Below are 15,484 nucleotides of genomic sequence, written 5' to 3' on the forward strand. Positions count from 1 at the left end.
GTCTCGACAATGCTGGGGACATGGCCACCAACGTCCGCGCAACCGAACCCAAACGCCGCCGCGTCGGCTTCTTCCACCGGTACGTCGCCAATCCGGTCACCCGGCGACTCCCCACGCAGGTTCTCCTCGAGACCAGAGGACGCCGCAGCGGCCTCGCGCGCCGCACACCGATCGGCGGACGCCTCGACGGTGACACCTTCTGGCTGGTGTCCGATCACGGGGGAACGTCCGATTACATCCGAAACATCAGGGCCGACAGTCGCGTTCGAATCCGCATTCGGGGCCGTTGGCGTGCCGGTACGGCCGTGCTGTTGCCGCATGATGACCCGTATGCCCGCCTGGCGGCGCTGCCGCGGTTCAACAGTTCGATGGTGCGCGCGCTGGGCACCGACCTGCTGACCGTGCGCATCGACCTGTACGAAAACTGACAGGCAGCGCGTCTGTTCCGGTGCGCCAGCAGACGTTTCAATACGTCTAATGACCGACCGGCCGCTGGACCTCGATGCCGCGGATCTGCGGGTGCGCCGTGGCAGCGTGCCCGCGAGCACCCAGCTCGCCGAGGCCCTCAAGGCCGCGATCATCAAGCAGCGCCTCCCGCGCGGCGGGCGTCTGCCCAGCGAGCGAGAACTGGTCGACCGCTCCGGTCTGAGCCGGGTGACCGTGCGGGCGGCGGTCGGACTGCTCGAGCGACAGGGCTGGCTGGTTCGACGCCAGGGCCTGGGCACCTTCGTGGCCAACCCGGTGAGGCAGGAGCTGGGCTCCGCCGTGCGCACGATCCCCGAGGTGCTGGCGAGCGCGGGCATCACTCCCCAGGCCGACGTGCTGTCCCATCGCGTGGAGCAGCCGCCCCAACGAGTCGGCGAAACGCTGGGCTTGTCCAGAGTGCTGTGCATCCACCGACGCCTCCGCGACGGGGACGCGCCCCTGGCGCTGATGATCGCCTACCTCCCGCCGGGACTCGGAAAGGCCGTCGAACCGCTGCTGTCGAGCGCGTCGGAAGCGCAACCCGCGCTGGCGATGGAAAGCACCTACACGATGTGGGAGCGGCGCCTGGGCATCCCCATCGCCCGCGCCACTTATGAGATCCACGCGGCCGGCGCCTCCGTCGAGGTTGCCGGCGCGTTGAATCTGCCGTTGGGCTCTCCCGTGCTTGTGCTCGAACGCATCAGTCACGACAAAGACGACAAGCCGCTCGAGGTCGTCGAGTTCTACTACCGCCCCGAGCGATACCGGTTTTCCGTGACGCTGCCGAGCAGCATGCGCGAGCCCGGCGCCGGGATCATTGAGCGGCGTCTGACCGACTGACCGCGGGCGACCGAACCTGCCGCGAACGCTCAGCCAATTCTCAACAGATTCTTCGGTGACTCATGGCTCGTCTCCCAGCGTCCGCAAAGCCACTGGCGGCAGCATATTTTCATGACGAACGAGCCCATGTGCGTGAACTTGGTCGAACGGTACCTGCGCGTCCGAGGGCGGCGCTACTTCCGCGGCCACCACGATGGCGAATACTTCTTCGTCACCAGCGCCCACCCGCGGCGCCTGCACGTCCATCTCGAGATCTCGCCCGCGCACGGTGATGTGCTGATCATTCGCGTCACTCCCGGCTGCTTTTTCCCCGCCACCGAGCGGCCCTGGCTGGTGCACTTCTCGGATACGTGGAACCGTCAGGACCGCGAGGTGACGGCGATAGTGCACGGGTCGTCCGATCCGCAGCGAATCGGCGTGATCGCGCGCAGGTCGCATTGGATCCGACGGAGCGTCTCGTTCGAGGAGTTTGCCGCCTTCGTCGACCGCACCATCGCCGACGCGACCGAGCTGTTCGCCGACCTGAACCCGGCCGTCGAACTGCCGACGGCGCATCCGTTGTTGCGGGACGCCGGCTGATCCTGCCGGGAGTTTCGGCCTAGACCGAAAGCGCCGCGTCCAATACCGAATAAAACAGGCCCAAGCCGTCGTCGGACGGGCCCGTCAACGCCTCGATGGCGTGCTCGGGATGCGGCATCAGTCCGACCACCCGACCGTTGGCGGAGCTGACGCCCGCGATGTCATGCAGCGAGCCGTTGGGATTGTCGTGGTAGCGGAACACCACCCGGCCCTCGCCCTCGAGCTCCTCGACGACGTCGGCGGGCGCCACGTAGCGGCCTTCGCCGGACTTCAGCGGCACCAGCAGGTCCGCGTCGGGTTCGAAACGCGACGTCCAGGCCGTCGACGTCGACGCCACGCGCAACCACACATCGCGGCAGATGAAGTGCAAACCGACGTTGCGGGTCAGCGCCCCCGGCAAGAGCCCCGCCTCGCAGAGCACCTGAAACCCGTTGCAGATGCCCAACACTGGCATGCCGCGGTTCGCGGCGGCCACCACTTCGCCCATAACGGGGGCGAACCTGGCGATCGCACCCGCCCGCAGGTAGTCGCCGTAGGAGAAACCGCCGGGCACCACCACCGCGTCGACGCCCTTAAGGTCGGCGTCGGCGTGCCACAGGCTGACGGCCTCGGCACCGACACGCCGCGCCGCCCGGGCGGCGTCGACGTCGTCGAGCGTCCCGGGGAATGTGATGATGCCGATCCGCGCGGTCACTGGGTCTCCCGGCTGATGGTCCAGTCCTCGATCACCGTATTCGCCAAGAGCGTCTCCGCGATGTCGGCGAGCACCGAGTCGTCGACGGTTTCGTCCACTTCGAGTTCGAACCTTTTGCCTTGTCTGACTTCTGAGATTCCCGGATGACCGAGGCGGCCCAGCGCGCCAACGATCGCCTGACCCTGCGGGTCGAGAATCTCCGCTTTGGGCATCACATGAACGACTACCCGGCCCACCGGCGCTCCTCCTCAGATCAGTTTCCGCGCCAACTCTACCGGCGAAAGCGCAGCTCGACCGCTACGGGCACGAGGCAATGTAGGCCTCGCACAGGGGCGCGGTCATCGCGGTCAGCACCGGGTCGTCGGCCATGGCGGGCCACGCAACCTGCGGCGGCGATGACGACCAGAGCGTGAGCTCGGTGATCGTGCTGCTCGACGGGTGGGCGACCAGGTACGTGTGCATCACGACGGGACCGCTGATCACCGCGGACATCCGGTTCGTTTCGTCGGTGGTGATCGATGGGGATTGCAGTGGCGCCCGCTGCTGGCAGGAGCGCAGCGCGCCGACGGCAGCGCTGAACGCCGAAGATGCGATGGCGCCGCCGGTGGCCGTATCGCCGCGCCAGTGCAGGATCTGCGCCTGCAGCTGCCACTGCCCGTCCGGATGGGCGACGGTGGCGCGCGCCACGACAGCCGAATCGCGGGGGTCCCGCGGCACGGCCGCAGTGGCGCACAGCTCCTCGAACCGGAATCGGGGACCGGGCGCCGCGCCGGTCACCTGCGCCGCCAGCCCTGCCAGCGCGGGCCAGCCGTAAACGGGGTCCAAGGGCACTGCCCGTCGCTGGATCCAGGCCGAATCGGGGATTTGGTCGCATACCGGCGGGCAGGCCTGCGGCTCGGTATGTGCGGGCACCGCGACGATGAACGCCACCGCGAAGCCGCCGACCACCACCATGGTCGCCAGGATCACCCGCATCGGCATCACTCTCCCGTCAGGGCACAATCGTAGACATGCAACTGACGCATTTCGGCCACTCCTGTCTACTTGCCGAATTCGACCACACCCGCGTGCTCTTCGATCCGGGAACCTTCGCGCACGGTTTTGAGGGCATAACGGGGTTGTCGGCCATCCTGATCACCCATCAGCACCCCGACCACGTGGACGGTGCCCGCCTGCCGGCGCTGCTCGACGGCAACCCGGGCGCGGCGCTGTACGCGGACCCGCAAACCACCGCCCAGCTCGGGGCGCCGTGTCAGGCGGTGCACGTCGGCGACGAACTGCGCATCGGTGAACTGACGGTGCGCGCCGTGGGCGGCAAGCACGCCGTCATCCACCCGGAAATCCCTGTGATAGAGAACATTTCGTTCTTGGTGGGCGACGGCGGCCATCGGGCCAGGCTGATGCATCCCGGTGATGCCTTGTTCGTGCCCGACGAGCCGGTGGACGTGTTGGCCACCCCGGCGGCCGCCCCGTGGATGAAGATCTCCGAGGCTGTCGACTACCTGCGCGCGGTCGCGCCCGCGCGGGCTGTGCCCATCCACCAAGGGATCATCGCCCCCGACGCGCGGGGCATCTATTACGGTCGGCTCACCGAGATGACCACCACCGACTTCCAGGTGCTTCCCGAAGAAGACGCCGTCACCTTCTAGCGCGAGCAGACGCAAAATCGCACAGTCTCCTGCCCGCTCAGTGCGATTTTGCGTCTGCTCGCCCGGAGCCGCTAGGCGATATCGTCGCCGACACCGCGGCCGGCGGCCCGCCCGGAGAAGATGCACCCGCCCAGGAAGGTGCCCTCCAGGGCGCGATAGCCGTGCACGCCGCCCCCTCCGAACCCGGCCACCTCGCCCGCGGCGTACAACCCCGTCAGCGGCGTTCCGTCGGCCTTCAGCACACGTCCGGCCAGGTCGGTCTCTATGCCGCCCAACGTCTTTCGGGTGAGGATGTGCAATTTGACCGCGATCATCGGCCCCGCTTTGGGATCGGTCAGCCGGTGCGGTGCCACCACCCGGCCCAGACGGTCGCCTAGATAACCACGGGCGGCCCGGATGGCGGTGATTTGTCCGTCCTTGCTGAACTTGTTGGCCACCTCGCGGTCGCGGGCGGTCACCTCGGCCTCCACGGTGGCATAGTCCAGCGGCGCCACGTCGGGCAGTTTGTTCATCGCGGTAACCAACGCCCGCAACGAGTTCGCGCTGACGAAGTCCACTCCCCGGTCGACGAACGCCTGCACCGGCCCGGGTGGCCCGGAGCGCGCCCGGTTGCGCAGCAGCTCGCGCACGCTTTGCCCGGTCAGGTCGGGATTCTGCTCCTGCCCGGACAGCGCGAATTCTTTCTCAATAATCTTGGCGTTCAACACGAACCAGGTGTAGTCATACCCGGATCTGGTGATGTATTCCAATGTGCCCAGGGTGTCGAAGCCGGGATACAGCGGCACCGGCAACCGCTTGCCGGTCGCGTCCAGCCATAGCGACGACGGTCCGGGGATGATGCGGATGCCGTGCAGCGGCCAGATGGGGTCATAGTTGGTGATGCCCTCGGTGTAGTGCCACATCCGGTCCGGGTTGATCACCCGAGCACCGGCCTGTTGGGAGATGCCGATCATCCTGCCGTCGACGTGGGCGGGCACCCCGCTGAGTAGCTGCTCGGGTATGCGACCCATGCGCTCAGGCCAATTCTTGCGCACTAGCTCGTGGTTGCCGCCGATGCCGCCACTGGTGACGATGACCGTGGCCGCGCGGAACTCGAACTGCCCCACGGGTGTTCGTGACGACGCCACACCTCTGGGTACGGCCGAGGGCTCGAGCACCGTACCCCGGACGCCGGTCACCGCGCCACCCTCGACGATCAACTCGTCGACCCGGTGGCGGTGTGCGAAGCGCACAGTTGTGCGGTCCCGCAGCTGTCGGGCGAAGATTTCGACCAAGGCGGGCCCGGTGCCCCAGGTGATGTGGAAGCGGGGCACCGAATTGCCGTGTCCCTGTGCGTCATAGCCGCCACGTTCGGCCCAGCCCACCAGCGGGAAGATCTTCAGCCCCCGGTCACGCAGCCAACGGCGCTTCTCCCGCGCGGCGAAATCGACGTAGGCGTGCGCCCATTGGCGTGGCCAGTAGTCCTCGGGCCGATCGAACGCCGCGGTACCGAGCCAGTCTTGCAGGGCTAGTTCGTGGCTGTCGCGAATCCCCAGCCGGCGTTGCTCGGGGCTGTCGACGAAGAACAGGCCGCCGAACGACCAGAAGGCCTGACCACCGAGATTGGCGCTGCTCTCCTGGTCGAGGATCAGCACCCGCAGGCCCCGGTCCACCAGTTCGCAGGCCGCCACCAAGCCCGCGAGTCCCGCCCCGACGATGATGGCGTCGGCGCCGAACCGGGAGGCCGAAGAATCGCTCATGTCCGACCAGGGTAGTGCCCGCGGCAGGCGGGTTGAGGAGACGCTTCGTCAGGCCGCGTCGAGAATGGCCTTGTCGCGCTGCCAGCGGTACACCGTCGGTGTGCAGCCGTGCATCAGCGACAGGTCGACGGCGTCGACCATGGCCTGCAGGGGCCCGGGCTTGCGCAAGTGGCGGGCGGCCACGGCGACCCGCACGACGCCGCCGCGGCGGGCGATCCGCTCGGCGGACAGCACCACCATCCGGCACCACCACGGTTCGGTGAGAAAGCCTTCGCCGATGCCCAATACGCGTGACCGCACGGTGGTGTGCCGGACCAGGTCGGTGATGCCGTGCAGGTCCGCGAGCAGCCGAAAGCCGTTGTCCGGCAAGGCCTTGACAACACCCGGGGACACCACCCAGCCGGGCGCCGCGAACAGCCGGGTGCGCAGGCCGAGATGCTCGAGCACCCGGTCGGCGGCCATCAGCCGCAGGTTGGCCTCATGGGCCCGCAGGATGGCGAATTCACCGCGGCGCTTCTTGGTGGCCGCATCGTCGTAGCCATGCAGCACGATCGCATCGCCGCCGGACCGCCGGTCGGTCAGCCACGCGACGGTGTGCGGGTCGCGGTCGAGTCGATAGTCACCGCTGAGCCGGGGGGCAACCAACAGCGACACCGGGACATTGCGGGCATCCATTTGAGCGCAGAACGCCTCGACGTCAGCGAGGGTGCGTTCGCCAATCCCCGAGACCGAGACGATCAATTTTCCAGCCACACCCGCAGTTTGACGATCTCAGGTTGCGGAATGGTGAAGGACACGCAGACGGCAGGCGTATATCGCCACCACTGGGCCGCAGGTCGGCGGGCTGCGCGCCATCCGGAAAGGGTCGCGCGGGCACACGGTGGCGGAATCGATTCGATATGCTAAGCAACGCCATGGATCAGGCCCCGTACGTTGCGGCCGACACACCGCTGCCTTACGACCCCGCCCCGCAGTCGGGCGGGGGCGAGCCGGACTATCCCGACAAGCTGGACGCCGGCTTATTGCGGATTTCCGGTGTGTGCATCCTGGCCACGGTCATGGCGATCGTGGACGTCACCGTCGTCAGCGTCGCGCAGCGCACCTTCATCGATCAATTCGGGTCTTCGCAGGCCGTCGTCGCGTGGACGATGACCGGCTACACGCTAGCCTTGGCGACGGTCATACCGATCACCGGGTGGGCGGCCGACCGGTTCGGCACCAAACGACTTTTCCTCGGCTCCGTGCTGGCCTTCACGCTGGGCTCTCTGCTGTGCGCGCTGGCCGCAAATATCCTGCAGCTCATTGTCTTTCGGGTGGTCCAAGGGATCGGCGGCGGCATGCTGTTGCCCCTGAGTTTCATGATTTTGACGCGTGAAGCGGGCCCCCGGCGACTGGGTCGCCTGATGTCGATCCTGAGCATCCCAATGCTGCTCGCGCCGATCGGTGGCCCGATCCTGGGCGGCTGGCTCATCGACACGTCGAGCTGGCGGTGGATCTTCCTGATCAACCTGCCGATCGGAGTCGTGACCATCGCGCTCGGTGCGATCATCTTTCCCCGGGACCACCCGTTGCGGTCGGAAAGCTTTGACCTCGTCGGCGTGCTGCTGCTGTCCCCCGGCTTGGCCGCGTTCCTGTTCGCGGTGTCATCGATCCCGCGATGCGGCACGGTCGTCGACCGCCACGTGCTCATCCCAGCCACCATCGGCCTCGCGCTGATCGCCGGGTTCGTCGCGCACGCGTGGCACCGCGCCGATCACCCGCTCATCGATCTGCGATTGTTTCGCAACCCGGTGCTCACCCACGCCAATGTGACGATGCTGGTCTTCGCGGGCGCATTCTTCGGCGCCGGCCTACTCCTGCCGAGTTACTTCCAGCAGGTGCTCCACCAGACGCCGATGCAGGCGGGCCTGCGCATGATCCCCCAGGGACTCGGCGCCATGCTGACCATGCGTCTGACCGGGCCATTGGTGGATCGACAGGGGCCCGGCAAGATCGTGCTGGTCGGTATCGCGCTGATCACCGCCGGTCTCGGCACGTTCGCCATCGGGGTGGCGAGGCAGGCGGACTACTTGCCCACGCTGTTGATCGGCCTGGCCATCATGGGCCTCGGGATGGGCTGCACCATGATGCCGTTGTCCGTCGCCGCGGTGCAGGCGCTGGCCCCGCATCAGATCGCCCGGGGCACGACGCTGATGAGCGTCAGCCATCAGGTGGGCGGGTCGGTCGGCACGGCCCTGATGTCGATGATTCTGACCAATCAGTTCAATCGCAGCGAGAACATCGTCGCCGCGAACAAACTCGCGGCGTTACAGCAGCAGGCCGCGGTCCACGGGGTTCCCGTCGACCAGTCCGCGATACCGCGCCAGACGCTGAGCCCCGGCTTTTGGGACAACGTGGTGCATGACCTTTCCCACGCCTATACGGCGGTATTCGTGATAGCCGTGGTGTTGGTGGTGTTCACGATCATTCCGGCGTCTTTCCTGCCGAAAAGGCCGGCGAGCCAAACGGTGGGCCAATAGCAGGCACGAGCGCGCCACCCGGAACCTGTCGCAAGCGGGTTAATACATAGGCAGCGGGCGTGGTGCGACGCCATGCCGATCCAGTTCACGGGCCTGGGTATGGTGGTGAGCTGATATCGAACCCAGCCCAAACGGCAGATTAAGACGGGGGCCGAAAGCAAACGTCTGAAAGGATCCGCGTGAGGGTACCGGTACAGATATGCTCGGCAACGCCATGCAGAAGGCCGATTCCGTGACTTCCGACCCCCCTGTGCCGAGTAGTGCCACCGGGCAATCAAACGCGGACGAGCGTCAGTATCCCGACAAGCTCGACGCCGCACTCTTCCGCGTCGCGGCCGTGTGTGGGATGGCCACGATCATGGCGCTGCTCGACACCACCGTGGTCAGCGTGGCGCAACGCACCTTTGCCGCGCAGTTCGGGTCCACCCTGGCAGTTGTGTCGTGGACCATGGCGGGCTACATGCTGGCGTTGGCGACCGTGATCCCCGTCACCGGTTGGGCAGTCGATCGATTCGGCACCAAACGACTCTTCATGGGCGCGGTTTTTGTTTTCACTTTGGGCTCGCTGCTCTGTGCGCTGGCGCCAAACATCCTGGCGCTCATCATGTTTCGCGTAGTACAGGGTCTCGGTGGCGGTATGCTCATGCCACTGAGTTCGATGATCCTGACACGCGAGGCCGGCCCGCAACGACTTGGTCGCTTGATAGCGATAGGCGGCATTCCGCTGGTGCTTGCGCCGATCGGTGCGCCCATCCTGGGCGGCTGGGTGATCGACACCTACGGCTGGGAGTGGATCTTCCTGATCAACCTGCCGATCGGGATCACCACCATTGTCCTTGCGGCGATCCTGTTCCCGAGAGACCGCCCCGAGCCGAGCGAAGCGCTCGACTTCACCGGCGCGCTGTTGTTATCGCCGGGCGTGGCGATCTTCCTGTGTGGGGTGTCGTCCATCCCCGGACGCCACACGGTGGCCGACCGCTACGTTCTGATACCGGTATTCGTCGGCCTCGTCCTGATTACCGCATTCGTCCTGCACGCCTGGCATCGCACCGATCATCCGCTCATCGACTTGAGGTTGCTGAAGAACCGGGTGGTCACACAGGCCAACCTGACCCTGCTGGTGTTCACCGTCGGCTACGTCGGAGCCGGACTGACGCTGCCGAGCTATTTCCAGCTGGTAATGAACGAAACCCCGATGCAGTCCGCGATGCGCCTGGTCCCCCAGGCGCTCGGGGCCGCGTTGACCATGCCGCTCGCCGGGATATACGCGGACAAGCGTGGTCCGGGAAAGGTTGTGTTGATCGGCCTTCCCCTGATCGCAGTGGGCCTGGGCATTTTTGCCTTCGGGGTGGCCAGGCATGCCGACTACCTGCCTACGCTGCTGGTCGGGTTGGCGATCATGGGACTGGGCATCGGCTGCACCACCGCGCCGCTCGGCGCGGCGGTTGTTCAGGCTCTTTCCCCGCAGCAGATCGCCCGGGGCACCACCCTGGTGAGCGTCAACCTCGAGGTCAGTAGCTCCATCGGAGCCGCCCTGATGGCCGTCATCGTGACAACTCAGATCAACCGCAACGACATCATCGCGGGCAGGGCGGCGTCTTTGCCGTCAAACGCCGGTGGGCACGGACCGTCGGCTGGTGCCGCGGGAGCCGCGCGGCAAGCGCTGCCACCCGACGTCGCGAGCGCCCTGCTGAACAACCTTTCCCACGCGTACACGACGGTCTTCGTGCTGGCCGTCGCGCTGGTGGCGTTCACCATCATCCCGGCGGCTTTCTTGCCGAAGAGTGCGCCCGTCCGACCGACCGACGACTAGGCCGGCAACCGCCGAACATCATCAGCGTGACACGCCCCCCCGGCGTGTCTGGGCCCCAGCAGTCGCGACCCGCGATGGCTGGCGTCTCGCCGCGATCCCGGCGAGTTCGGTGCGGCTCAGCTAACCCCAGCACCGTCGTTCTGGTCGTTGCCGTTGTGGTCGGCGTTGGCGGCGGCCAGCAGCCAGGCGTATTGGAAAGCGGTCTCCTCCCACGCCCTGTAGCGACCGCTGACTCCACCGTGTCCGGCGTTCATCTGCGTCTTCAGCAGGATCGGACTGCCGTTGTCGTTGGCATGCCGCAACGCCGCCACCCACTTGGCGGGCTCGACGTAGTAGACCCTGGTGTCGTTGAGTGAAGTCATTGCCAGGATCGCGGGGTACCGCTTGGCTTCGACGTTTTCATACGGCGAATATGACTTCATGTACGAGTAGACGTCCTCGTCCTGCAGCGGATTTCCCCATTCGTCCCACTCGGTGACGGTCAGCGGCAAGGATGGATCGAGGATGGTGGTGAGCGGGTCGACGAACGGAACCTGCGCGAGGATTCCGGCGAAGAGTTCCGGCGCCAGGTTAGCGACGGCCCCCATCAGCAGGCCGCCCGCGCTGCCGCCCAGGGCCACCAGCTGACGCGGCCGGGTGACGCCCGCGTCCACCAAATGCTTTGCCACCGCGACGAAATCGGTGAAGGTGTTCTTCTTCTCCAGCAGCTTGCCATGCTCGTACCACGGCCGGCCCATTTCACCGCCCCCGCGGACGTGGGCGATCGCAAACACCATGCCCCGATCCAGCAGCGACAGCCGAGCGATGGAAAAGCTGGGGTCGGTGCAGATCTCGTAGGCACCGTAGCCGTACAGCAGAGCCGGCGCGGGAAACTCGACACCGACGCGGTGCACGACGGACACCGGAATGCGGGCACCGTCATCGGCGATCGCCCAGTCGCGCCGCTCCACGTAGTCGGTCGTGCGGTAACCGCCGAGCACGGGTTGTTCGCGCAGCAACGTGCGTTCGCCGGTCGCGAAGTCCATGTCGTATACCCGAGCCGGGACGACCAGCGACCCCGCCCTGACCCGCAACTTGGGTGCATGCCAGTTCGGGTTGCCGGCAAGACCGGCCGACATGAGCTCGGAGTCGAAGGAGATCTCCTCGGGCTCGCCGTATTTTCCGTCGGCGGCGATGTCCCACACTTGCAACCGGGGCAATGCCTCTCGCCGGTAGCTCACCACCAGATGGCCGGCGAAGGCGTCCACGCCGTCGAGCCGCACGTCGTCGCGGTGCGCGATGAGCGTGCGCTGCTGCGTCGGGTCGCTGACCGGCGCTTCGGTCAGGGTGAAGTTGACCGCGTCCTCGTTGTGCAGGATCAGGAACCGGTCCTGCCCGCCGACCACCGCGTGTTCGACCGCGTACTCGATGCCTTCGCGCCGTGGCAACACGACGGTGAACGCCGCCTTCGGATCCGCGGCGTCCGCGTACCGATACTCGGAGGTGATCGAGGAACCCGATGCGATGAAGACGTAGGCCTCGCTACGAGTGAGCCCGACGCCAAGCCAAAACCGTTCGTCGGACTCGTGATACACCAACTCCGACGGTTCGCCGGAACCCACGCGATAGCGCCAGACCTTGTCGGGCCGGTGGGCCGCGTCCAGGGTCAGGTAGTACACCGTGTGATTGTCGGCCGCCCAGGTGGCGCCCGCCCCGATGTCGGCGATCTCGTCCTGATACAGATCGCCGGTGCGCAAGTCCTTGAAGCGCAATGTATAACGCTCGTCGCCGACGGTGTCGACGGAGTATGCCAGCAGATTCCCGTCCAGGCTGACCGTGGCGGCGCCGAGCGCGAAGAATTCGTGGCCCTGTGCCTCGGTGTTCGAGTCGAGCAGGATCTGCTCGCCGGGCACTTCGGTGTCCTCTTCGAGGAGCGGCGGATCCCAGTCGTCGGGATTGCTGACCGGGCAACGGCATTGAACCCGGTACTGCTTTCCCTCGAAGGTGCGGGCGTAGTACCACCAGTCGCCCTGGCGGGTCGGGACCGACAGATCGGTCTCCTTGGTACGCGCCTTGATCTCGGCAAAGATCTTCTGTCGCAACGGCTCGAGATCAGCCGTCATCTTGTCGACGTACTCATTTTCTGCCTCGAGGTAGGCGATGACCTCGGGGTCGGACTTGTCACGCAGCCATTCATAGGGATCGACAAAGACGTCGCCGTGATGCTCACGCCGGGTCTCCTGCCGCTTTGCGACGGGTGGTACCGGGGCGGCGGAAGTCACGCGCCGATCCAGTCGCCGAAATTCAAGCCGGAAATGCGTTCGTAGGCCTCGATATAGCGGCCGCGGGTGGCGTCGATGATGTCGTCGGGCAGCGGTGGCGGTGGTTGCGAGCCGTGGCGGTCCCAGCCCGACTCAGGGCTGGTCAGCCAGTTGCGGACGAACTGCTTGTCGAAGCTCGTCTGCACCACCCCAGCCCGGTAGTCCTCGGCCGGCCAGTAGCGCGAAGAGTCCGGCGTGAAAATCTCGTCGGCCAGCAGCAGGTTGCCGTCGCGGTCGGTGCCGAATTCAAACTTGGTGTCGGCGATGATGATTCCCCTTGTCAGGGCGTGGTCGGCGGCCTGCACATAGATCTGCAGCGTGCGGTCGCGCAGTTGGTTGGCGCGGACCCCGCCCACTAACTCGATCACCCTGTCGAACGAGATGTTCTCGTCGTGGTCACCCAGCGCGGCTTTCGTGGCCGGGGTGAACAGTGGCTCGGAGAACTTGCTGGCCTCCACCAGCCCGGGCGGCAGCGTGATGCCGCAGACCTTCCCGGTCGCCTGATAGTCCAGCAGGCCGGACCCGGTGAGGTAACCACGCGCCACACACTCCACCGGCACCATCTCCAGCCGCCGCACCACCAGCGCACGGCCTAGGACCTCCTCGGGGATGCGTGGGTCATCCGGTGGACCGGCCAGGTGATTGGGTGCGTCGACGAGGCCGAAGAAGAAGACGCTCATCGCTGTCAGGATGCGGCCTTTGTCCGGGATCGTGCTGTCGAGGACGTAGTCGTACGCCGAGATCCGGTCGGTCGCGACCAGCAGCAGATGTTCGTCGTCGACGGAAAAGATCTCGCGGACCTTTCCGCTGGCCAGATGCTGGTACTCGGACAGTGCGGGGCGCATCGGGTCAGCCTAACGGGCACCCGAAGAGGGGTTGCGTGTCGGGAGCTGTGCTGGGATCGAGAGTATGACCCCGCGGTTCTTGCCCTATTCCACCCGACCGGGCCGGCTGATGGCCCAGCTGCTCAGCGACTTCGCCGTGGTCCTCTGGACCGCTATCTGGCTGTTCGTCGGCGTGGCGGTTTACGACGCCGTGTCCACCATCGCCGAGGCCGGACGGCAGGTCGAGAGCGGCGCGCACGGCATCGCCGGCAATCTGGCATCGGCCGGCCACGGTGCCCAGCACATCCCCTTGGTGGGCGACGCGGTCAGCCAGCCGCTGAATTCCGCCAGTCAGGCCGCGCTCGATCTGGCCGGCGCGGGCCACGACCTGGACTCGACGGCCAGCTGGCTGGCGGTCCTGCTGGCGATGGCCATCGCCGCCGTCCCGATCCTTGTCGCAGACGTGCCGTGGCTTCTGCTGCGGTTGCGGTTCTTTCGACGAAAATTGACGGTGACCGCCCTGGCCGCAACCCCGGCCGGAGAGCAGCTCCTTGCCCTGCGGGCCTTGACGAACCGGCCACCGGGGAAGCTCGCCGCGGTGAGCGCGGATCCGGTCGGCGGCTGGCGACGGGAGGATCCGCTCACCATTAGGGCCCTGGCCGCGCTGGAACTACGGTCGGCCGGCATCGCGCTGCGCGCGCGCTGACGGCCTACTGCTCGGACCTACTGACCCGAATCGCCTCGAATACACCGGGATCGACCAACGTCGACGTGTCGCCCAGCTCGCGGCTCCTCGACCACGTCCCGCAGCAACCGCCGCGTGACGGCCCAAAACGCCAGCCGGTCCCCGCTTCCGCCCGCGCATACAGCACAGCGGTGGCGTTGGCCTGCTCAGCGAATTCGGTGGGCGGCGAAACCGATTCGTGGAGCACAATATTCGGTGATGGCGTCCAATTGTCTTGTCATTCGTTTGCGGTGATCACCGGTAGTCGATCACGATACGACCGTCGATCTGGCCGCGCTCCATACGCTCGAAGACGCCATTGATGTCGTCGAGCGCGGCGCTTTCCACCGTGGGATGGATCAGTCCGCGGGCGTAGAAGTCCAGCGCTTCGATCATGTCCTGGCGGGTACCGACGATCGAACCGCGGATCGTCAGGCCTTTCAACACGATGTCGAAGATCGGCGCGGGGAAGTCGCCCGGTGGCAGCCCGTTGAAAACGATTGTGCCGCCGCGGCGCGCCAGCCCGATGGCCTGGCCGAATGCCTGCGGATGCACGGCGGTGACCAGCACGCCGTGCGCGCCGCCGGTGGCCTTCTGTACCTCCTCGACCACATCGTGGGTGCGGGCGTTGACGGCGACTTCGGCGCCGAGTCGGGTGGCCAGGGCGAGCTTGTCATCGTCGATATCGATGGCCACCACGCGCAAGCCCATGGCGCGGGCGTACTGGACGGCGACGTGCCCCAGGCCGCCTATTCCGGAGATGGCGACCCACTGGCCGGGCCGGGTGTCGGTCACCTTCAGGCCCTTGTAGACCGTTACGCCGGCGCACAGGATGGGGGCAACCTCCAGCGGATCGGCTCCCTCGGGGATGCGGGCGGCGTAGGCGGCATTGACGAGCATGTAGGTGCCGAAACTCCCGTTGACGGTGTAGCCCCCGTTGCGTTGGTTTTCGCACAATGTCTCCCAGCCGGTGCGGCAGTGTTCGCAGCTGCCGCACGCCGACCACAGCCAGGCGTTGCCGACTTTGTCGCCGACCTCAAGATCGGCGACGCCGTCGCCGAGCGCGACCACGATCCCGCAACCCTCGTGGCCGGGGACGAAGGGTGGCGTTGGCTTGACCGGCCAATCGCCATGTGCGGCATGAAGATCCGTGTGGCACACACCGGAGGTCTCAAGTTTGACCAGCACCTCGCCGTAGCCGGGGGTCGGCAGGGCGAGTTCCTCGATGCGCAAGGGTTGGCGGAATTCGGTGACGACCGCCGCGCGCATGGTTCCGGTCGCTTGGGATGTGCTTGAGGCAGCGAGGGTTTGGGTCATGACGGTTCCAATCGTTGGAGG

14 protein-coding genes and 2 pseudogenes are annotated in these 15,484 nt (G+C 66.6%); 7 read left to right on the forward strand and 9 right to left on the reverse strand.

Going from position 1 to position 15,484, the window contains the following annotated elements:
- Positions 1–20 precede the first annotated feature (20 nt).
- The 3 genes from BRW65_RS02685 to BRW65_RS02695 all read left to right on the forward strand — a co-directional run bounded on the left by BRW65_RS02685 (position 21) and on the right by BRW65_RS02695 (position 1,884).
- The gene (locus tag BRW65_RS02685) at positions 21–428 is read left to right on the forward strand and encodes a nitroreductase/quinone reductase family protein (RefSeq protein ID WP_073871057.1); all 408 of its coding nucleotides are present in this window, start codon (positions 21–23) and stop codon (positions 426–428) included.
- A gap of 49 nt (positions 429–477) precedes the next feature.
- On the forward strand, positions 478–1,305 hold the full coding sequence (locus BRW65_RS02690) for a GntR family transcriptional regulator (RefSeq protein WP_073871059.1): 828 nt from the start codon (positions 478–480) through the stop codon (positions 1,303–1,305).
- Positions 1,306–1,416: 111 nt separating this feature from the next.
- Positions 1,417–1,884, forward strand: coding sequence for a hypothetical protein (locus tag BRW65_RS02695; protein ID WP_073871061.1), 468 nt, complete (start codon positions 1,417–1,419; stop codon positions 1,882–1,884).
- A 19-nt stretch (positions 1,885–1,903) separates the two neighbouring features.
- On the opposite strand, the gene purQ is transcribed toward BRW65_RS02695, so the two are convergent.
- The 3 genes and pseudogenes from purQ to BRW65_RS02710 all read right to left on the reverse strand — a co-directional run bounded on the left by purQ (position 1,904) and on the right by BRW65_RS02710 (position 3,612).
- Positions 1,904–2,578 (reverse strand): phosphoribosylformylglycinamidine synthase subunit PurQ, encoded by a 675-nt coding sequence (gene purQ, locus BRW65_RS02700; RefSeq protein ID WP_073871064.1) that lies wholly within the window; start codon positions 2,576–2,578, stop codon positions 1,904–1,906.
- Positions 2,575–2,814 (reverse strand): phosphoribosylformylglycinamidine synthase subunit PurS, encoded by a 240-nt coding sequence (gene purS, locus BRW65_RS02705; RefSeq protein ID WP_067269430.1) that lies wholly within the window; start codon positions 2,812–2,814, stop codon positions 2,575–2,577. The genes purQ and purS overlap by 4 nt, the downstream gene beginning before the upstream one ends.
- Positions 2,815–2,875: 61 nt before the next feature.
- Positions 2,876–3,612: pseudogene (locus tag BRW65_RS02710) on the reverse strand (ATPase).
- Between BRW65_RS02710 and BRW65_RS02715 the strand changes: the two are divergent.
- The gene (locus BRW65_RS02715) at positions 3,589–4,227 is read left to right on the forward strand and encodes an MBL fold metallo-hydrolase (RefSeq protein WP_073871068.1); all 639 of its coding nucleotides are present in this window, start codon (positions 3,589–3,591) and stop codon (positions 4,225–4,227) included. The pseudogene BRW65_RS02710 and the gene BRW65_RS02715 overlap by 24 nt on opposite strands.
- Positions 4,228–4,298: 71 nt before the next feature.
- Here the strand turns inward: BRW65_RS02715 and BRW65_RS02720 are convergent, their stop codons facing one another.
- Positions 4,299–5,966 (reverse strand): FAD-binding dehydrogenase, encoded by a 1,668-nt coding sequence (locus tag BRW65_RS02720; protein ID WP_073871070.1) that lies wholly within the window; start codon positions 5,964–5,966, stop codon positions 4,299–4,301.
- A 48-nt stretch (positions 5,967–6,014) separates the two neighbouring features.
- A complete protein-coding gene (locus BRW65_RS02725; protein WP_073871072.1) occupies positions 6,015–6,719 on the reverse strand; it encodes a DUF2334 domain-containing protein in 705 nt (234 codons plus the stop codon).
- A gap of 146 nt (positions 6,720–6,865) precedes the next feature.
- Here BRW65_RS02725 and BRW65_RS02730 point away from each other — a divergent pair, with 146 nt between their 5' ends.
- Together BRW65_RS02730 and BRW65_RS02735 are read left to right on the forward strand one after the other, a co-directional pair.
- On the forward strand, positions 6,866–8,485 hold the full coding sequence (locus BRW65_RS02730; RefSeq protein ID WP_244167970.1) for a DHA2 family efflux MFS transporter permease subunit: 1,620 nt from the start codon (positions 6,866–6,868) through the stop codon (positions 8,483–8,485).
- Positions 8,486–8,684: 199 nt separating this feature from the next.
- The gene (locus tag BRW65_RS02735) at positions 8,685–10,298 is read left to right on the forward strand and encodes a DHA2 family efflux MFS transporter permease subunit (protein WP_073871076.1); all 1,614 of its coding nucleotides are present in this window, start codon (positions 8,685–8,687) and stop codon (positions 10,296–10,298) included.
- Between the two features lie 116 nt (positions 10,299–10,414).
- On the opposite strand, the gene BRW65_RS02740 is transcribed toward BRW65_RS02735, so the two are convergent.
- Together BRW65_RS02740 and BRW65_RS02745 are read right to left on the reverse strand one after the other, a co-directional pair.
- Positions 10,415–12,559, reverse strand: coding sequence for a S9 family peptidase (locus tag BRW65_RS02740; protein WP_073871078.1), 2,145 nt, complete (start codon positions 12,557–12,559; stop codon positions 10,415–10,417).
- On the reverse strand, positions 12,556–13,443 hold the full coding sequence (locus BRW65_RS02745; RefSeq protein ID WP_073871080.1) for a phosphoribosylaminoimidazolesuccinocarboxamide synthase: 888 nt from the start codon (positions 13,441–13,443) through the stop codon (positions 12,556–12,558). The genes BRW65_RS02740 and BRW65_RS02745 overlap by 4 nt, the downstream gene beginning before the upstream one ends.
- A 64-nt stretch (positions 13,444–13,507) precedes the next feature.
- Here BRW65_RS02745 and BRW65_RS02750 point away from each other — a divergent pair, with 64 nt between their 5' ends.
- Entirely contained in the window at positions 13,508–14,128 is a 621-nt protein-coding gene (locus BRW65_RS02750; protein WP_073871083.1) for a hypothetical protein, read from the forward strand.
- Between the two features lie 4 nt (positions 14,129–14,132).
- Here the strand turns inward: BRW65_RS02750 and BRW65_RS32855 are convergent.
- Positions 14,133–14,247: pseudogene (locus BRW65_RS32855) on the reverse strand (hypothetical protein); the annotation flags it as partial.
- Between the two features lie 154 nt (positions 14,248–14,401).
- The gene (gene adhP / locus BRW65_RS02760) at positions 14,402–15,463 is read right to left on the reverse strand and encodes an alcohol dehydrogenase AdhP (protein ID WP_073871087.1); all 1,062 of its coding nucleotides are present in this window, start codon (positions 15,461–15,463) and stop codon (positions 14,402–14,404) included.
- Between the last annotated feature and the right edge of the window lie 21 nt (positions 15,464–15,484).

The sequence above is a fragment of the Mycobacterium paraffinicum genome, assembly GCF_001907675.1.
Lineage (GTDB): Bacteria > Actinomycetota > Actinomycetes > Mycobacteriales > Mycobacteriaceae > Mycobacterium > Mycobacterium paraffinicum_A.

What these genes read in the sequence shown, in the direction of transcription:
- BRW65_RS02720 (WP_073871070.1), bottom strand. Translation starts at nt 5,966, where the DNA reads ATGAGCGATTCTTCGGCCTCCCGGTTCGGCGCCGACGCCATCATCGTC.
- BRW65_RS02745 (WP_073871080.1), bottom strand. Translation starts at nt 13,443, where the DNA reads ATGCGCCCCGCACTGTCCGAGTACCAGCATCTGGCCAGCGGAAAGGTC.
- BRW65_RS02695 (WP_073871061.1), top strand. Translation starts at nt 1,417, where the DNA reads ATGACGAACGAGCCCATGTGCGTGAACTTGGTCGAACGGTACCTGCGC.
- BRW65_RS02715 (WP_073871068.1), top strand. Translation starts at nt 3,589, where the DNA reads ATGCAACTGACGCATTTCGGCCACTCCTGTCTACTTGCCGAATTCGAC.
- BRW65_RS02685 (WP_073871057.1), top strand. Translation starts at nt 21, where the DNA reads ATGGCCACCAACGTCCGCGCAACCGAACCCAAACGCCGCCGCGTCGGC.
- adhP (WP_073871087.1), bottom strand. Translation starts at nt 15,463, where the DNA reads ATGACCCAAACCCTCGCTGCCTCAAGCACATCCCAAGCGACCGGAACC.
- BRW65_RS02735 (WP_073871076.1), top strand. Translation starts at nt 8,685, where the DNA reads ATGCTCGGCAACGCCATGCAGAAGGCCGATTCCGTGACTTCCGACCCC.
- BRW65_RS02750 (WP_073871083.1), top strand. Translation starts at nt 13,508, where the DNA reads ATGACCCCGCGGTTCTTGCCCTATTCCACCCGACCGGGCCGGCTGATG.
- BRW65_RS02730 (WP_244167970.1), top strand. Translation starts at nt 6,866, where the DNA reads ATGCTAAGCAACGCCATGGATCAGGCCCCGTACGTTGCGGCCGACACA.
- BRW65_RS02690 (WP_073871059.1), top strand. Translation starts at nt 478, where the DNA reads ATGACCGACCGGCCGCTGGACCTCGATGCCGCGGATCTGCGGGTGCGC.